Source organism: Anaerosphaera multitolerans (genome assembly GCF_004006535.1).
Classification (GTDB): Bacteria; Bacillota; Clostridia; order Tissierellales; family Peptoniphilaceae; genus Anaerosphaera; species Anaerosphaera multitolerans.
In genome coordinates, this window is the sequence record NZ_RLIH01000012.1 from 16,912 (window position 1) to 35,257 (window position 18,346).

The 18,346-nt window shown below is 32.9% G+C and carries 15 protein-coding genes, 1 pseudogene and 1 other annotated feature; of the genes and pseudogenes, 5 read left to right on the plus strand and 11 right to left on the minus strand.

Features of this window, described 5'->3' with window-relative positions; genetic code table 11:
- Position 1 precedes the first annotated feature (1 nt).
- Positions 2-400, plus strand: coding sequence for a metal-dependent transcriptional regulator (locus EF514_RS08110; RefSeq protein ID WP_127724941.1), 399 nt, complete (start codon positions 2-4; stop codon positions 398-400).
- A gap of 7 nt (positions 401-407) precedes the next feature.
- Here EF514_RS08110 and hisIE read toward each other — a convergent pair whose 3' ends face one another.
- From hisIE to hisG, 6 genes are read right to left on the minus strand one after another with little or no spacing between them, the layout of a single operon-like run.
- Positions 408-1,019 carry a bifunctional phosphoribosyl-AMP cyclohydrolase/phosphoribosyl-ATP diphosphatase HisIE gene (gene hisIE / locus EF514_RS08115; protein ID WP_127724942.1) on the minus strand — a complete coding sequence of 204 codons (612 nt, stop codon included), beginning with the start codon at positions 1,017-1,019 and terminating at the stop codon, positions 408-410.
- A gap of 11 nt (positions 1,020-1,030) precedes the next feature.
- Entirely contained in the window at positions 1,031-1,786 is a 756-nt protein-coding gene (hisF, locus tag EF514_RS08120) for an imidazole glycerol phosphate synthase subunit HisF (RefSeq protein ID WP_240649042.1), read from the minus strand.
- Between the two features lie 2 nt (positions 1,787-1,788).
- Positions 1,789-2,505 (minus strand): 1-(5-phosphoribosyl)-5-[(5-phosphoribosylamino)methylideneamino]imidazole-4-carboxamide isomerase, encoded by a 717-nt coding sequence (gene hisA / locus EF514_RS08125; RefSeq protein ID WP_127724944.1) that lies wholly within the window; start codon positions 2,503-2,505, stop codon positions 1,789-1,791.
- Positions 2,505-3,092, minus strand: coding sequence for an imidazoleglycerol-phosphate dehydratase HisB (gene hisB, locus EF514_RS08130; protein WP_127724945.1), 588 nt, complete (start codon positions 3,090-3,092; stop codon positions 2,505-2,507). The genes hisA and hisB overlap by 1 nt, the downstream gene beginning before the upstream one ends.
- Positions 3,085-4,152, minus strand: coding sequence for a histidinol-phosphate transaminase (gene hisC, locus EF514_RS08135; RefSeq protein ID WP_127724946.1), 1,068 nt, complete (start codon positions 4,150-4,152; stop codon positions 3,085-3,087). The genes hisB and hisC overlap by 8 nt, the downstream gene beginning before the upstream one ends.
- 51 nt (positions 4,153-4,203) lie before the next feature.
- Complete coding sequence (hisG, locus tag EF514_RS08140) at positions 4,204-5,817, minus strand: ATP phosphoribosyltransferase (RefSeq protein ID WP_127724947.1); 1,614 nt, start codon at positions 5,815-5,817, stop codon at positions 4,204-4,206.
- 292 nt (positions 5,818-6,109) lie between these two features.
- Here hisG and EF514_RS08145 point away from each other — a divergent pair, with 292 nt between their 5' ends.
- A complete protein-coding gene (locus EF514_RS08145) occupies positions 6,110-7,198 on the plus strand; it encodes an HAD family hydrolase (protein ID WP_127724948.1) in 1,089 nt (362 codons plus the stop codon).
- A 37-nt stretch (positions 7,199-7,235) separates the two neighbouring features.
- Here EF514_RS08145 and EF514_RS08150 read toward each other — a convergent pair whose 3' ends face one another.
- The gene (locus tag EF514_RS08150; RefSeq protein WP_127724949.1) at positions 7,236-7,904 is read right to left on the minus strand and encodes an MgtC/SapB family protein; all 669 of its coding nucleotides are present in this window, start codon (positions 7,902-7,904) and stop codon (positions 7,236-7,238) included.
- A 104-nt stretch (positions 7,905-8,008) separates the two neighbouring features.
- Positions 8,009-8,175: a binding site (T-box leader), on the plus strand.
- A 37-nt stretch (positions 8,176-8,212) separates the two neighbouring features.
- Between EF514_RS08150 and serS the strand changes: the two genes are divergently transcribed.
- Positions 8,213-9,502: a serine--tRNA ligase gene (serS, locus tag EF514_RS08155; protein WP_127724950.1), complete on the plus strand. Its 1,290-nt coding sequence runs from the start codon at positions 8,213-8,215 to the stop codon at positions 9,500-9,502.
- Between the two features lie 42 nt (positions 9,503-9,544).
- Here the strand turns inward: serS and EF514_RS08160 are convergent, their stop codons facing one another.
- Positions 9,545-11,518 (minus strand): M13-type metalloendopeptidase, encoded by a 1,974-nt coding sequence (locus EF514_RS08160; RefSeq protein ID WP_127724951.1) that lies wholly within the window; start codon positions 11,516-11,518, stop codon positions 9,545-9,547.
- A gap of 83 nt (positions 11,519-11,601) precedes the next feature.
- The gene (locus EF514_RS08165; RefSeq protein ID WP_205666404.1) at positions 11,602-12,966 is read right to left on the minus strand and encodes an aldehyde dehydrogenase family protein; all 1,365 of its coding nucleotides are present in this window, start codon (positions 12,964-12,966) and stop codon (positions 11,602-11,604) included.
- 294 nt (positions 12,967-13,260) lie between these two features.
- Between EF514_RS08165 and EF514_RS08170 the strand changes: the two genes are divergently transcribed.
- Positions 13,261-15,954, plus strand: a complete 2,694-nt coding sequence (locus EF514_RS08170) for a calcium-translocating P-type ATPase, PMCA-type (RefSeq protein WP_127724953.1) — start codon at positions 13,261-13,263, stop codon at positions 15,952-15,954.
- 48 nt (positions 15,955-16,002) lie between these two features.
- Here EF514_RS08170 and EF514_RS08175 read toward each other — a convergent pair whose 3' ends face one another.
- Together EF514_RS08175 and EF514_RS08180 are read right to left on the minus strand one after the other, a co-directional pair.
- A complete protein-coding gene (locus EF514_RS08175) occupies positions 16,003-16,911 on the minus strand; it encodes an IS3 family transposase (protein ID WP_127724954.1) in 909 nt (302 codons plus the stop codon).
- A complete protein-coding gene (locus tag EF514_RS08180; protein WP_338067658.1) occupies positions 16,851-17,177 on the minus strand; it encodes a helix-turn-helix domain-containing protein in 327 nt (108 codons plus the stop codon). Before EF514_RS08180 ends, EF514_RS08175 begins: the two co-directional genes overlap by 61 nt.
- A 104-nt stretch (positions 17,178-17,281) precedes the next feature.
- Here EF514_RS08180 and EF514_RS08185 point away from each other — a divergent pair.
- Positions 17,282-18,232: pseudogene (locus tag EF514_RS08185) on the plus strand (IS30 family transposase).
- Positions 18,233-18,346: the final 114 nt, after the last annotated feature.

Genomic DNA, 18,346 nt, shown 5'->3' on the forward strand with positions numbered 1-18,346 from the left:
AATGAATTCAAGTAGGGAGAATTATTTACAAGTTATACACAGGTTTGTTGAGGAAAAGGGTTACGCTACAAATAAGGAGATTTCACAATTTTTTGAAATTTCAAAGTCTTCTGTAAGTGAAATGATAAAAAAACTTAAAGAAGAAGGTTATTTAAAGGTTGAAAGAAATAAGATTAGCCTAAGTGAAATGGGAGAATTAAAGGCGGAAGATATTCTTTCAGCTAGAAGACTATGGGAGTATTTTTTAAGTGAGCACTTGGGTATGGATTCCGAAGAGATGCACAGACAGGCGGATCTTTTAGAGCATGTGGCAAGTGAGGAATTAGTGGAGAGGTTAAACAAGTATTTAAACTATCCGAAAGAGTGTCCCTGTGGGAAAATTATTTATAAAAACAAATAGAGCAGATTTATTTTTCTGCTCTTCTTTCTATTTCCAACATTATTTCATCTAAGGTAATTTCTTGATTGTATAATAGGACATTTAAGTGGTAAAGCAAGTCTGAAACTTCATAGATCAGCTCTTCCTTGGAATTGTTCTTAGCTCCAATTATAGTTTCTGCCGCTTCTTCGCCTATTTTTTTACATATTTTATCCAGCCCCTCTTCCAGTAAGTAGTTAGTATAGGAGCCCTCCTTTGGATTTTTGGCTTTTCCCTCAATTACTTTGTATTCTTCAAAGAGAATTTGTCTATTGGGCATTTTTTTATACTTTGCCACTTCATTAAAAAAGCATGAATTTTTTCCTGTGTGACATGAAGGACCGCTGGGGATGACCTTTACCAGTAAGGTATCACAGTCACAATCCAAAATGATTTCAACTACCTTTTGTTTGTTACCTGAACTTTCACCCTTATTCCAAAGTTTCTTTCTTGTCCTGCTATAGAACCAGGTTTCTCTTGTATCAAGGGTTTTCTTTAGAGACTCCTCATTCATATATGCCAGCATTAAAACTTCTCCTGTAAGAGCATCTTGTACAATTGCCGGAATTAAATTATTTTCACTCCATTTTATATTATTCATATTTTAAACTCCTAACAGATTTCAACATTGTTTAGTTTCAAATAGTTCTTTAATTCATAAATATCGACTTCGTTAAAATGAAATACGGAGGCTCCAAGTGCGGAGGCTGCTCCTTTTTCAAAGGCGTTTTTAAAATCTTCTTTGATGCCGGCTCCTCCTGAGGCAATTATGGGTATGTTTAAATTGGAAGCAAGGGTTTCAATTAACTCCAAATCATACCCCGATTTTTTCCCATCACTATCAATGGAGTTAACACATAGCTCTCCTGCTCCTGATTTCTCTAATTGTTTTGCAAAGGCAACTGCATTGAGATGAGTATTCTCTTGACCTCCCTTGGAATAAATACTCCAACTACTTCCTTCTTTTTTAACGTCTATAGCAGCTACAATTTTCTCAGAACCATATTTTAAAGCTGCTTCTTGAATAAATCGGGGTTTTTTAATGGCGGCGCTATTTATGGAAACTTTACTTGCACCATTTTGTAATGCTGATTCCACATCCTCTAAGGTGGAGATGCCACCGCCTACAGTAAAGGGAACATTGAACTTGCTACAGTAAATTCCGATTTTTTTTGCAGTATCCATTTGATTTTTTCTACCTTCAAGAGATGCTGTAATGTCGTAATAAATAATTTCATCTATTCCTTTTTCCAAATAGTAGCGAGCCCTTTCAACAGGATTATCAATTTCTTTAATATTGGAAAATTGAATTCCCTTAACTAATTTGCCGTTTTTACAATCTAAACATGCAACTATTTTTTTAACCATAATTACTCCCTTTCAAAATTTCTAATATCTTCCATAGTAATTTTTCCCTCATAAAGTGCTTTTCCCACTATGGTTCCATAGAGACCTATTTTTTTTAAGTTAACTAAATCTTTTACACTGCTTAACCCTCCGGCAGCAATGATATTGTCGCCAAAGGTTTTTTGCAGTCTTTCTAAAAGGACTAAATTAGGTCCTGATAAAGTTCCGTCTCTTTCAATGTCGGTGTAAATTATAGAGCTTATACCGTAGGATTTAAATTCTTTACATAGCTTAAAGAGATTTTTTTCGGTTTTTTCAACCCAACCTTTTACAGCCACCTTTTCTCCGTAGCAGTCTAGTGAGACTGCAATTTTATCACTATATTTTTCAACTAATTTTTTGACAAATTGAGGATTTTCTATGGCAACAGTACCTAAAATTATTCTATTAACTCCCATGGAAATTAAATTCTCCGCAGTTTCCAAACTTCTTATTCCTCCGCCAATCTGTAAGGGAATATCTATTGAACTGGCAATGGATTCTATAATTTTAAGATTGTTATTCTCCTTATTAAAAGCGCCGTCTAAATCGATAATATGAATATACTCAGCACCTTCCTTTACTAGGTTATGAGCCACTTCTAGGGGGTTGTCAAAGTAGTAGGTAACTTTGCTTTCCACACCTTTGTGAAGTCTTACACACTTTCCCTCTTTTAAATCAATTGCAGGTAAAATTATCATTATATAACTCCTTTTGTAGATGGCATTTCCATATTTTCGCCTTCAATTTTACAGGCTTCTCCTAAGGCCCTACCAAGGGCTTTAAATATGGACTCAATTATATGGTGGTCATTTTCGCCGTAGTGATTATTAATGTGGAGATTGAATTTCCCGTTAATGGCAAAAGCATATAGAAATTCCTTTAAGGTTTCTGTTTCAAACTCTCCCACTTTTTCACGTTTTAGTTCCACATTGTAGACAAGATAGCCTCTTCCGCTTAGGTCTAAACTTACTGTTGTTAAACTTTCATCCATAGGACAGGAAAAGGTTGAAAATCTTTTAATTCCAAATTTATTTTCCAGTGCCTTATCCAGAGATTGTCCCAGCACAATTCCCAAATCTTCAACTAAGTGATGATTGTCCACATTTGTATCTCCAGTTGCTGAAATTTCTAAATTAAATCCGCTATGTTTAGCAAGTGTATTTAGCATATGGTCAAAAAAGCCTATATCTGTAAATCCTTTTAAAGTTCCATGTCCATCTAAATTCAACCTTACTTTTATATCAGTCTCTAGGGTCTTTCTTTTTATTTCCGAAATTCTACTCATAATATTCTCCTATACTCAATGACTTTATAACCAAGTCATTTATATTTTTATCTGAAAGGGAAATTCGAATGCAGTTTTCCAGTTCAGGTTTATTTTCATAGACCTTTACCAGTATGCTGTTTTTTTTAAAATTTTCCAAAATTATACTTTTGTATTCGTCTTTAATTTTAATAAGAATAAAATTGGTATTGCTATCGTATACAGTTAAATAATCAAGCTTTCTAAGTTCTGAAATCATTCTGGATCTTTCAGTTTTAAAAAAATCAATTTGGCTTAAAATATTTTCTCTGTTTCTTAAAAGCACAGTGGCCAGTTCCTGAGTTAGTCCATTTAAATTATAAGGCGGTTTAACTTTATTTAAAGCGCTGATAATTTCCGGATTTCCAATTCCATATCCAATTCTCAAGGCGGCAAGGCCAAACAATTTAGATAGAGTTCTGATAATTATAGTTCTGTCATTTAGTAAACCAACCTCTTCTTTTTCAGAAAACTCCACGTAAGCTTCATCTATTACCACTATAGAATCTGTTTCAGAGATTATTTTATTAATTTCCTCATCCGGAATAAGGTATCCTGTAGGATTGTTTGGATTACAGAGGAAAATTAATTTGGCTTTATTTTTCTTAGCTGCATCAATTATGGACTGACTATCTACGATGTAATTTTTCAAATCAGGAATTTTTATAACTTCACCATAGTTAATAGTAGAACTGATTTCGTACATTTCAAAGCTGGGACTGTGAACTATTATTTTATCTCCCGGCTCCACAAAGGTTAGGATAATTAAATTTATTAACTCATCGGCACCATTGGTACATATTATATCTTCAGGTCCTACACTTAAGTAGTTTGAAAGCTCAGTTCTTAAGGATTTTGCACTGGAGTCGGGATATAGATTAAAGTTGAAATTCTCAATAACCTCTTTAAAGTATTTTTTCAAGATGGGATTTTCTCCGGGATTAAAGGGGCTTTCATTGGCATTAATTCTATATTTTTCTTTAGTGTCGACAGTTTTATAGTTTGAAAAGTCAAGTAAACACTTCTTTAAATATTTTTCCATTTTAACCTCTTCTTAATTCTGTTTTTATAATAGTATTTTTACCATTGCAGTCTAGTCCTCAACTTTTAACTCAAGATTTTTTAACATATTTACAATGGATTTAACTTGCTGGTTCTTTGTTTTTAATGCGACTTTATTACAAATAAGTCTTGAAGATATATCTAAAATTTTCTCCTCCTCTACTAAATTATTTTCTTTTAAAGTCTCTCCCGTTTCTACAATATCTACTATTAAGTCCGACATTTTAACTAAGGAGCCCAGTTCCACAGAACCGTTTAATTTGATTACATTTATGGGCATTTCCTTTTTATTGAAAAAATCATTGGCTATAGAAGGGTACTTTGTGGCGACTGAAAGTTTTTTATTGTAATTAATAGTTGTGTTTTTAAGTTTTGCTGTGGAAATTCTACACTTGCCAATATTTAAGTTCATTAGCTCATAAACTTCATAGGGCGTTTCTAAAAGAATGTCATTTCCAACTATTCCAATATCCGCAGCGCCGTTTTCCACATAGATGGGAACGTCAGGCGATTTCACCAATATAATTTCAACAGTGCCTGTGCTATCAAGGAAGAGAAGTTTTCTGCTGTTTTCAGAATATTCCGGAAAGCTTAAACCGCACTTTTCAAATTGTTTCATAGCCTCTTTATGCACTCTGCCCTTTGCCAAGGCTATGTGTACTATGCTATCGTAGCTATCCTCCTCCCAAAATTCATGTATGAAATTTACATTTATGCCAAAACCGCAGCAAGGTCTTTGCATACCGAAATCTCCTGCTAAGTTGTTACATCGTCCGCCGCTTACAACCGGAACGTGAAGGGAGCCTGCGTAAACTTTAAAAATTAAATCTGTGTAGTAGTTTAAATTATTGGTAAAGGATAGATCCAATTTTAAATTAAGGCTGGTATCTCTTTTAAGTATGGTGTAAATGGATTTCAGGCGATTTAATGCACTTTCCATTAAAGAATTTTTGCAGTAATTTTTAGCAAGTTTATAGGTTTTATCAAACTCTCCAAATAAATTCGGCAGCAGCTTAATAAAGTACTTATCTGTGGAGTCAATGTCCAGTACCTTTAAAAATTCATTTAAGTCACTTAGATTTTTGGAATCAATTAGGTTTTTAATTTTACATTTACAATTTTCTGATATATTTAAAGTTTTAAAATACTCCTCCTGGTAGGCTACATTTCCAATATCCAATTGGATATTGACCATGCCTATTTGATTTAACATCTTAAGAGCCATTTCAATAACTTCGCAATCTTCTTCAGGACTATCTAATCCGAATATTTCAATACCGCCCTGTAAAAAATCTCTTCCATAGTTTTTAGGGCTTTTATATTCGCGAAAGATAGTATCTAAGTAGCAAAGTTTAATAACTTCCTTGGAATTTTTGTAGACTGAGGATACTATTTTAGCAGCGGCAATAGTGGCATCGGGGCGCAGAACTAAAACTTCACCGTCTTTATCGATTAATTTAGTCATAGTTAAAGTATTTAATTTTCCATAATTTTTAAACAATTCATAGTTTTCAAAATAGGGTGTGCTAATTTGAATGTAGCCTTCTTCTTTGGCACAGTCTATAATCGTACTTCCTATTTTATTTATTTCGCTTATCTGTTGGTCAACTAAGTATTTGGATCCATTTATAAAATAATTTTTCATATCTCACTCCATAATAAAAAAAGAGCCATCGCGGCTCTTTTAGGTAATAAAAAAAGCCACCAAGTGGCTCGTTAGAAACAATCAAAACCAAGCCACATAACTATAGGTGGCTGTGATGGATTGAGTTTAATTTAATTTTACACTTTAAAGAATTAAATAAATTTTTCATAGTAAACTCCTTTTAAAAAGAATATATTAAGTAAGGGAAAATGTCAATAAAAACTTTATCAAAGTATTAATTTATTTTGTTATTGTAGTATAATAAGACCATAATTATTTTGGAGGAAGAGTGTTGGATAAATTAGGGTGGACAGATAGAAATTACAATGTTTTAAAAGACATAATAAAAAAATACGGAATAGAAGATTTTAAAGATAAGTACGAAAAAAATTTTGTAGTATCCGATTGGGACAATACAGTCTTAATGTATGATGTTCAAGATGCGGTATTTCTATATCAGTTGGAGAACTTGGATTATAATTTTAATTCTTTTGAACTAAAATATATTCTAGAAAAAGACATAGTATATCCCAAGGGCAAAGAAGATTTTATAGATAATTTAATAAGTGAAATAGTTGAGGACTATGAAAAACTCTGTGCCTTAAAAGAAAAGTTGTCCCTTGAGGAAATAAAAAAGGAGCAGTGTTATAGTAACTTTATTGCAAAAATGGTCTATATCCATATGGAAGTAAACTTTGAGATGGGTTATAAAATCTACTGCTATAGAATGCTTTATTTATTTTATAATATGGCGGAGGAGGAAGTGAGAACTCTTTCTCAAAAAGCCATAGAGCATTGGTTGAAAAGGGATATGGGAATAATAAATTTCAATGCCCGGTTAAGAAAAGGTCAAAGGATTAACTATGATTTTAAAGTGGGTTTACGAAAGATTCAGGAGCAAATTAATTTATTCAGTGCTTTGAGAGAGAGCAATATAGATGTTTATATTTGTACGTCGTCTCTTCAAATAGTTATTGAGGAATTTGCATTAAATGAAAAGCTTGGATATGGTTTTAAAAGAGGAGAGGTAAAGGGGTTAAAACTTTTAGTGGATGAAAGGGGAAAATTTTTACCTGAAGTTGATGAAGAGGGGATGGTTCCCATTTTAGAAGGGAAGAGAGAATATTTAAACTATTTAAGTAATTTATATTCTAAGCCTCCTATTTTATTTATGGGAGATAGTGACGGAGATTATTATGCCCTTACTTATGAAAAACTAAAGGTGGCATTGATTGTTAACGCCAATGATGATGAGTTAATAGGAGCTCTTAAAAGAAAGGCAAAGGAAGAATGTAAAGAGGGTACACTTTACCTGCTTCAAGGAAGAGATGAAATAAATTACAGTTTTAGAAATTCAACTAAAAGCATTACAAGAATGTAATAAGACCTAAAATTAAGTTTGTACTTAGTTTCAGGTCTTATACTTTTACACTTTTAACTCCATTAAGTTTTAAAATATTCTCACTAAGAGTCCATAAGTTTACGTTTTTAGGAATATTTACAAAGAGTAAAAAATTATATTCATAGTTGTCCAATTTTTCAGAGCCAATGGAAAGAGGCTCAATTTCCAAAGCGTCCAGATATTCCAATAGATCATTGAAATTAAAAGTTTTACTATCGGCAATTATGGAGATGTTCTGTTCACCGAAGTAGGGTAGAAATTGAATAAATTTAGAGATGGGAATTTGGATTAAAAGCATTATCAAAGTTGAAAAGAATCCAATAAATATCATACCTGAACCTATGGCAAGTCCAATTATAGCCGTGGTCCAGATACCGGCTGCCGTAGTAAGTCCGCTTATAATTCTATCCCTTCTTACAAATATTAAACCGGCACCTAGAAAACCCACGCCTGAAACTACTTGGGCTGCCATTCGCGCGGGGTCGGATTTGTATACTGAAGGAAAGGCATAGGCCGAGACTATCATACAGAGGCAGGAACCCAAGGCAACTATACAGTGAGTCCTTATACCTGCATCTTTATTTTTATTGGCTCTTTCAAATCCTATTATAAATCCACATAGAGTAGCTATTAAAATTCTTACAATGTATGTGGAATTTTCATTTAAACTACTTAAAACATTCATACTATCACCTGCTTTGTAACCTCATTATATCATAAGTTTTATTGTTATTTAGCAATTCTATTTGTAAAAGGAGGGGGACTTTGGTATAATTATTTCATATTATTAATATAACGTTGATAAGGAATAGTAAAATAGTATTATTTTTTAGAGAGTTTATGGTTGGTGAAAATAAACATTTAATCTATTTGAATCCGCCTTTGAGTTAATTTAAACAAGAGAACCTTTTTAAAGGTTAATTAGGGTGGCAACGCGGGTCTTACTCGTCCCTTGGGGGATGGATAAGACTCTTTTTTTTATGGAGGTATGTAATGTTAGATATTAAGTTTGTCAGAGAAAATCCGGAAGTTGTAAAAGAAAACATTAGAAAAAAATTTCAAGATGAAAAACTTCCCTTAGTAGATGAAGTTATTGAGCTTGATGAAAAGTTAAGAGCTATAAAGACAGAGGGCGATGAGTTAAGGTCAAAGAGAAATAAACTTTCAAAAGACATAGGTACCCTTATGAAGAACAAGGAAACTGAAAAAGCTGAAGAAACTAAGGCAGAAGTAAAGAACATTAACGATAGGTTAGTTGATCTTGAAAATGAGGAAAGAGAAATTGATGAGGTTCTTCTAAGTAAGATGATGGTAATACCACAAATAATGGACCCTACTGTTCCAATAGGTAAAGATGATACTGAAAATGTGGAACTTGAAAAATTCGGCGATCCTGCAGTACCTGAATATGAAGTACCTTACCATATAGATATTATGGAGAGCTTTGACGGTATTGATTTAGATGCGGCAAGAAAAACTTCAGGAAACGGTTTTTATTATCTAAAGGGTAATATTGCAAGGCTACATTCTGCAATTCTCTCCTATGCCAGAGATTTTATGATTGATAGAGGATTTACTTATTATATTCCTCCTTTTATGATTCGATCAGAAGTGGTTACAGGAGTAATGAGTTTTGCGGAAATGGAAAATATGATGTATAAAATAGAAGGAGAAGACCTGTACCTAATAGGAACCAGCGAACACTCTATGATTGGAAAGTTTATAAATACTATAAATCCGGAGGAAGATATGCCTCAAGCCCTTACTTCTTATTCTCCATGCTTTAGAAAGGAAGTTGGAGCTCACGGTATTGAAGAAAGAGGAGTTTACAGAATTCATCAATTTGAAAAGCAGGAGATGGTTGTAATTTGTAAGCCTGAAGATTCTCCGTATTGGTATGATCAACTTTGGAACAATACAGTGGACTTCTTTAGAAGTTTGGAAATTCCCGTTAGAACTTTGGAATGTTGTTCAGGCGATTTAGCTGATTTAAAAGTAAAATCCCTTGATGTTGAGGCTTGGTCTCCGCGTCAGAAGAAGTATTTTGAAGTTGGTTCATGTTCTAATTTGGGAGATGCACAGGCTAGAAGATTAAATATTAAACTGAGAGGTGAAAATGGCACCTACTTGGCGCACACTTTAAATAATACTGTAGTTGCTCCTCCAAGAATGTTAATTGCCTTTTTAGAAAATCTTTTACAAGAAGATGGTACGGTAAAAATACCTGGACCTTTACAACCTTACATGGGTGGAATAAAGGAACTTGTACCGAATAAAAAATAATAAATGAAGAGCTTGAAATTTAAATCTCAAGCTCTTTTTTCATTACCAAATAGTTACTCTATTTTCAGGTGGAATATACATTCCATCACCTTCAACTATATCAAACACCTCATAGAAGTCATCTGTATTGGAAAGTTGAATATTGCAACGAAGTTTATTCGGAGCATGTACATCTTCATTTAAAAGTTGACTTTCATATTCCGGAGTAGATTTGCTCCGCCATATAGTTGCCCAGCTTGTAAAAAATTCCTCTAAATTGGCATCAGGTAAAGTTTTTAAAGCTTCCAAAGCGACTGCCAGTCCTCCAGCATCGGCCACATTTTCTCCCAAGGTCTGTTCACCGTCTACTTTTCCGCCGTATATTTCAATTCCGTCAAATAATTTTACCATTTCGGCAGTTTTCTTTTCATATTCTGTAAAATCCTCCTCAGTCCACCAAGAGACCATATTTCCATTTTCATCAAACTTTGAGCCGTTTGGGTCAAAAGCATGAGAAATTTCATGGGCTATTACAGTTCCAACGGCACCGTAATTTTCGCTGTCGCTTTGTTCGGCACTGTAAAATGGAGCTGAAAGTATAGCGGCAGGGAAGGTAATAGAATTAGTTTGCGGAGAATAGTAGGCGTTTACTTCATAAGCTGCCATCTCCCATAAACTTCTATCAATAGGGGTGTAGAATTTGGAATAGTCCAATTCCTGAGAAAGTTTTGTAATTGATTGTATATTTTCATAGCAGCTTTTATCTGTATCAATAATAATTTTTGAATATATCTCCGGAATTTCTTCAGGATAACCGATTTGCACCACCATAGTATTTAGTTTTTTTATTGCCGATTCTTTAGTACTTTCTGTCAGCCAATCTATATTAGCAATTCTATTTTTATAGACCTCTATAAAATTTTGTACCATTGTTTCAATATCTTTTTTAGATTCCTCGCCCAGATAAGTTCTACCGTAGTAGATGCCGGCCAAATCATTAAATTGACTTAAAGATAAGTCAAAGGCTCTTTGGTCTGAAGGTGAAAGTTCTTTAATACCGCTTTCAAGCATGTCCATTTTACTTCCAACTTCTTCAAATTCCTCGGAAAGGAAAGGAGTTGCATTTTCCAAAGTTTTTATAATCATCCAGCTTTTTAGCTTATTAAAATTTTCCGGGTTGATGATTTTGTCAAATTCATGGAAAAATTCCGGAAGATAATTAATAATATAGTCCGGAGCTTTACCAACTAGAGAATCAAACATCATGTCAAATTTTAAATAACTGCTATATTTAGAATAAACATCTATAGATTCAGGATTATAGATATCACTTATATTGTTGGTATCCAATTTTTCAAAGTCTATATATTTAGCCATTGTTGCATCAAATTCCAAAGCCTCATCAACTATATTAGCAGCGTCCTCTTCATTTTTACCTGTCATTACCAGCATAGATTGAAGCATACTTTTATAATTTTTTAAAAACTCTTGGGTTTCAGGAGATTTATCTTCACCGTAGTCGCTTTCATCTGATAGAAATAGAGCGGCAGGCTGAATATAAATAGCTTTTAAATTAGCATCTTTAAAGTCTGCATTAATTCCCAATGTAAAGGGAAGAGTAAGTCCCTTTAGTTCAAATTCAGCTAAAGAATTATTTAAGTCATCAAGGGAGTTTAAATTTTCAATTTCTTCAATAGTTGGAATTAAAGGTTCCACACCTTCAAGATTTCTACGTTCATAGTCATTAGCCAACTTATAAAATTTAAAAAACTCAACCATTTCAGGAATATCTGTTTCCTTATTTTCTTTGGATATGGAATCAAAATCCGTCTTCAAAGTATTTTTTACTGATTCTCCTATAATTTCAAAACCGTCTATACTACTTTTATCATCTGGGATTTTAGCCTCAGACAACCATTTTTCATTTACGGATTCATAAAAATCATCTTTATAGCTTATAGTGTCAGAACTACATCCAACTAGTAGTAAAAAGGATAAAAGGAGTGTAAGTAATTTAAATCTTCTTTTTTTTATCATAGTCCACCTCTTATATAATGAATTTCCATAATTCTATAGTACCATATAATATTATTAAAGAAAATTTATGGGCTGCTTAAGAATTACTTTAAAATCTTTTTTATTAATTTAAGTTTATTCTCACTATAAGGAGGGTACCTTAAAGGCATATCAAAAAAACCGCTTTGTTTAAAAATACTTTTGTAGTGAGTAAAGGTATCAAAACTCTTTTTTCCGTGGTAACTTCCAAAACCCGAACTGCCAATACCTCCAAAGGGAAGGTTGGGATTGGTTAATTGCATTAGTACGTCATTAATACATCCCCCTCCAAAGGAACAGTTTTTCAGTATCCTATCAATGTTTTCTTTACTTTGTGAAAAAATATAAAGAGATAGCGGTTTGTTAAAATTCCTAACGTATTCTATGGCTTCCTCAATATTTGAATAAGTTATTATAGGCAGGAGAGGGCCGAAAATTTCCTCTTTCATAATAGCTGATTTAAGAGTTACATTTTTAATTAGTGTGGGTTCAATGAAGTTTTCATCATCGTTAAACTTTCCTCCAAATACAATATCGCCATCTTTTAACAGATTTTTAAGACGGTTATAATGTTTTTTGTTGACTATTCTAACCATGGCGTCTTTAGACTTATCTTCAAAGAAAAACTTATTAACTGCAGTTTCAAATTGAGTTATAAATTGTTTTTCTATACTTTCTTCTATTAATAAGTAGTCCGGAGCGACACAGGTTTGGCCTGCATTTATTATTTTTCCGAAAGCAACTTTTTTGGCGGCAAGGGAAATATTTGCGCTGCTATCTATAATAACCGGACTTTTTCCGCCAAGCTCCAAAGTTAGAGGAGTTAGATTCTTTGAGGCCGCTCCCATTACTATTCTGCCAACTTGAGTACTTCCCGTAAAGAAAATATAGTCGAAATTTTCCTCTAACAGAGCTGTGCTTTCATCTACACTTCCTTGAACTACTGAAATATATTCAGATTTAAATGTAGAGGAAATTATTTCAGCGATTACAGAACTTGACTGCGCAGAATGTTCAGAAGGTTTTATTACTACAGTATTGCCGCTTGATATTGCTCCTATTAAGGGTAAAAGACAAAGATGAAAGGGATAGTTCCAAGGTGCAATTATCAATACAAGTCCATAGGGTTCGGAATATATATAGTTTTTCCCGGGAAATTGGGCAAGGGAGCTCTTAACTTTTTTTATTTTCATCCATTTTTTTAAATGTCTCTTATGGAAGGATATTTCATTTAGGGCTATACCTATTTCAGTTAAATAAGTTTCAGCAGCTGATTTATTTAAGTCCTTCTCAAGGGCCTTATATATGGAGCTTTCAAATTTTAAAATTGATTTTTGTAATGAGTCAAGAGCCTTTATTCGAAAGTCATAACTGCGGGTAACACCTGTATGGAAAAATTTTTTTTGAGAGCTTATTAATTTATTAAACAATTTAATCATCCTTTACATATTTGTAAATTTAAATTTATAAATAATTGAGAGACGGTGAAGTGTAAATATTGTATAATTAATTTATAACTTATGTTAATGTATTTAAAATATTACCATATTGAAAAATATATTTGAAATCTTTTTTAAAAAGAGTATAATTATAGTTACATTGGGGAGTAGCTAATTATTTTTCAGTCGTCATTACGGCAAAGTCCCGGCTGAAAGACCGAAGGGTAGCAAGACCACTGTTCTATAGAGCAGTGGTCTTTTTTATTAATTATTAGGAGGAATTTAATGGAGTGGTATAACAAGAGTTCGGAAACTGCACTACAGGAATTAGAAAGTTCCAAAGATGGTCTGACTTTAGACATTGCAGAAAAAAGATTGCAGGAATTTGGCAGAAATGAACTGAAAAAAGAAGAAAAGAAACCATTTATAAAAAAACTTGCAGATCAGTTTTTAGATCCTATGATTATTATTTTAATTATTGCAAGTTTAATATCCGCCTTTATAGGTGAAGTGGTAGATGCAATTATAATTATAGCAATTGTGGCTGTAAATGCTCTTTTATCTCTTTACCAAGAAGGAAAAGCGGAAGAAGCCATTGCTGCACTTCAAAAGATGTCTTCGCCAAAGGCAAAAGTTGTTAGAGGTGGCAGTATTATAGAAATTGATTCCGCAGAATTAGTTCCGGGAGATTACATTATTCTTGAAACGGGAGATATAGTTCCGGCTGATTTAAGATTAGTGGAAAGTAATAACCTAAAAATTGATGAGTCTTCTCTAACGGGGGAATCGGTACCTGTGGAAAAACATGCTGCAGAGATTTATGACGGTGTAATGGAAATAGGAGACAGAGAAAACCTGGCTTATTCCTCAACGATAATTTCCTATGGCAGGGGAACCGGTGTAGTAGTTGAAACGGGAACTAAGACTGAAATAGGTAAAATAGCCCAGTCTATTCAAACAGTAGATAGAGAGGAAACACCTCTACAAAAGAAACTGGCAGGTCTTTCAAAATTATTGGGAACGCTGGTAGTTGTAATTTGTTTAGTTGTTTTGGGAGTAGGTGTTTTATATAAACATGATTTTATGGAAATGTTTATGACTTCTGTTTCTTTAGCAGTTGCTGCAATACCTGAAGGTCTTCCGGCAATTGTTACAATAGTTTTATCTCTTGGAATGGGGAAAATGGCGGAGAAAAATGCCATTGTTAAAAAACTGCTTGCTGTTGAAACTTTAGGAACTACAACTGTAATTTGCTCTGATAAGACAGGTACTCTTACCCAAAATGAAATGACTGTTACTAAGGCCTACGTTGATAATAAAGTATTAGAAGTTTCAGGAACAGGCTATAATCCTGAAGGTGAAATCACCTTTGAGGGAGAAAGTGTTTCCAAGGACAGTTTAAAAGATTTACGATTGATGTCTGCAATAGCTGGACTTACAAATGATGCCAAACTAAATATTGACGGAATAAATACAAGTATACTTGGAGATCCTACTGAGGGAGCACTGTTAACCTTTGCTGAAAAAGCGGTCAATCCAATTGATAAATTAAATGAGAAATACGAGCGAATAGCCGAAATACCTTTTGATTCTGCTAGAAAAATGATGACTACCTTCCACGAGAGGTTTATTGAAAATAAAATAGTATCTTTTACAAAGGGAGCTCCCGACATCATACTATCAAAATGCGGATATTATATGGAAGATGGAGAGATCAGAGAGCTAACGGAGGAAAAAAGAAATGAAATAATGGGGATTAATTCCAGTTTTGCAAAACAGGCTTTGAGAGTTTTGGCCTTTGCATATAGGGAATTTGATAGGATTCCAAGTGATTTAAGTAGTGAGAATATAGAGAACGATATGGTATTTGTAGGCTTAACAGGTATGATTGACCCTGCTAGACCTGAGGCGAAATCTGCAATTAACGAATGTATGACTGCAGGAATAATACCTATAATGATTACAGGAGACCATATAGAAACAGGTTATGCCATTGCAAAAGAACTGGGAATAGCGGAAAATGAATCTCAGGCTATTATGGGCAGAGAATTAAATGCAATGACTGCTGAGGAAATTAGAGAGACGGTTAAGACGAAAAGAGTCTTTACAAGAGTATCACCTGAAAATAAAGTTCAAATTGTTGAGGCTTTAAAGGACAACGGACACATTGTTGCAATGACAGGAGATGGAGTAAATGACGCTCCTGCTATTAAAAGAGCTGACATTGGTATTGCAATGGGCATTACCGGTACGGACGTTGCAAAAAATACAGCCGAGGTAATACTTACTGACGATAATTTTGCCACAATAGTCAATGCTGTTGAGGAAGGCAGAATTATCTACTCCAACATTAAAAAGTTTGTAGGTTATTTATTATCCTGTAATATTGGAGAAGTGTTAATAGTATTTATTTCCATAATATTAAATTTACCTGTGCCTTTAATTCCTATACAGTTGTTGTGGTTAAACTTAGTTACGGATTCATTTCCAGCATTGGCTTTGGGGGTTGAAAAAGGTGACGATGATATTATGGAGCAGGCTCCAAGAGATCCAAATGAACCTCTATTAGATTCTGAATTAAAAATAACTGTAATAGTTCAATCCATAGCCATTACAGTTGCAACTTTGGGAGCTTATTTAATAGGGCTTTCATGGCATGGGGACGTTGGAGAAGGGTTGATGGATGCTAGAACTATGGCCTATGCCACTTTAATACTTTCCGAATTATTAAGGGCTTATTCTGCAAGATCTATTAGAAGTACAGTATTTCACATAGGAATATTTTCTAATAAAAAGCTTGTAATGGCCACGGCGTTTTCTTTTGCACTAACGGTTATAGTTATGTATGTGCCCGGAATAAGACAGATATTTGAACTTGATAATATTGGTCTTAGAGACTGGTCTGTAGTATTAATAGCTTCATTTATACCTTTAGTACTGGGAGAAATTCAAAAAGTAATAAGATTTAAAAAGAAATAATAAGACGACTCTGTTTCATGTACTGACCCCAAAAAGTTGGACAAATTATTAAGCTGTTAATAAGGACGAAGTTCTAAAATTTATAGGACTTTGTCCTTTTAAATTTTCTTTAATTCTATAGTTATTATAATAATATATATATTCATCAATAGCTATTTTTAGTTCCTGTATATTTTTAAATTTTTCTAAATAAAATAACTCTGATTTCAATAAGCCAAAGAAATTTTCCATAACTGAATTGTCTAAACAATTGCCTTTTCTACTCATACTTTGAATAATTCCTTTAGATAATAACATTTGTTGATACTGTTTCAACTGATATTGATATCCTTGATCTGAATGAAGAATTAAACTTTTTAAATCCTTATACTTATCAAAGGCTTGATTTAACATACTTCTAACTTGATTGAAGTTCGGGCTTTCTGACAGACTATAACTAATTATTTCCCGATTATATAAATCTAAGATAGGAGATAGATATAATTTTTTACTTCCTACTTTAAATTCAGAGATATCTGTAACCCACTTAGTATTGGGCTTATTACTTTCAAAATCTCTATTAATGATATTTGGTGCAACTTTGCCAACAGTTCCTTTATAAGACTTATATTTCTTAGGGCGAACTAGAGATTTTAAACCAAGTTCTTTCATTAACTTATACACTGTTTTGTGATTTATTTTATGTCCTTGGTTTTTAAGCGCCAAATGAATTCTACGATAGCCATATCTACCCTTATGTAAACTATAAATTTCTTGAATTATATTTTTTATATCCTTGTATTTATCAGTTTTTGATATGTTTTTAGTGTAATAGTAAAAAGTACTTCTTTTTAAATTAGAAACTTTCAATAAAGCATTAAAATTATATTTTCGCCTTAATTTATCTACAATTGAAGCTATTTCTTTTTTTGTTGATTTTGTTTTGAACGAATTAAGGCATCTAATTTTTTTAAGTATTCATTCTCCATTTTCAAACGTTGATTTTCCTTAATTAAATCATCTGTTATTTCTTTAGATAATTTTTTTAGCCTTCCTTTTCTAACCCCATCAGATACTTTTGAACGTCCTCGTCTTTCTTCATGTAAGGCTTCTTTTCCTTCTTCAAGATATATTCTTTTCCACCTTATGATGGTTGAATGACTAGGAATATTAAATTTACTTAAAGTTTCTGAATAAGTTAAGTTTTCATTTCTCATAGTTTCTATTACTTTAATTTGATAGATTGTAAAATTAAATGCGACACCCTAAAATAAAAAAACTCATAACAAATTTATATTTCGTGTAAAATGTTAATCACCACAATAATCAAACACGAAAGGAACTTGTTATGAATCATAAATATATTACCATGGATGATAGAAATAAAATAGAAGTACTTAATAAAGAGGGATACTCTGCTAGAAAGATTGCTACAATACTTGGATTTCATCATTCAACGATTAGCAGAGAGCTTAACCGTTGTAAAGATTTTTATCATGCACGTGATGCACAAGCTAAGAGAAATGAATTGTCTAAGTTAAAAGGTAGAAAAAAGAAAATTACAAATAACTTAAAGAGTATTATTGAAACTCATCTAGACGAAGCTTGGTCGCCAGAACAAATTGTTGGTAGACTTCTAAATGGAATACTCTCTTTTAAAACCATTAAAACCATCTATAATTGGATTTATGCGAATGTATTAAACGTCAATTTAACTAGTCTACGTCGTAAAGGTAAAAGTAGAAAACCTACGGAACTTAGAGGAAAATTCAACATAGGGACTTCTATTTCTAACCGACCTAAGTACATAAAAGAAAGAACTGAGTTTGGTCATTGAGAAATAGACACCGTTGTTTCCTCAAGAGGTAAAAGTAAGGGCTGTTTTTGTTTTGCTACGTTTGCTGAAATGAAAAGTAGATTATATATAGCAATAAAAATGGAAGATAGAAGTAAGAGTTCCATGTTAAATGCTATAAATCAATTAGTATAATCCTTTTCTAAAGGGGTATTTAAGAGCTTTACATCGGATAGAGGAAAGGAATTTGACTGTTATAGAGAAATAGAACAAATGGGAATTAATTTCTACTTTGCCGATCCATACTCAGCATGGCAAAGAGGAACGAACGAAAATAGCAATGGGTTGTTAAGGGAATACCACCCTAAGAAAACTGATTTAGCTAAAATTACGGATGAACATTTAAAAAACACATTTTACAAAATGAATTCCAGACCAAGAAAATGTCTGGAATTCAATACACCGTTTGAGGTATTTTTATACGAGATTAATAATTTAGAGTAAGTGTCGCAATAATTATTGCAATTCAACAATTTTAAAATCTCCCGTATATTTTTTATTTTTTGACATAGAAAAACACCCCTTATGTTTTTTTATTTATGGCATCATAAATGTCTA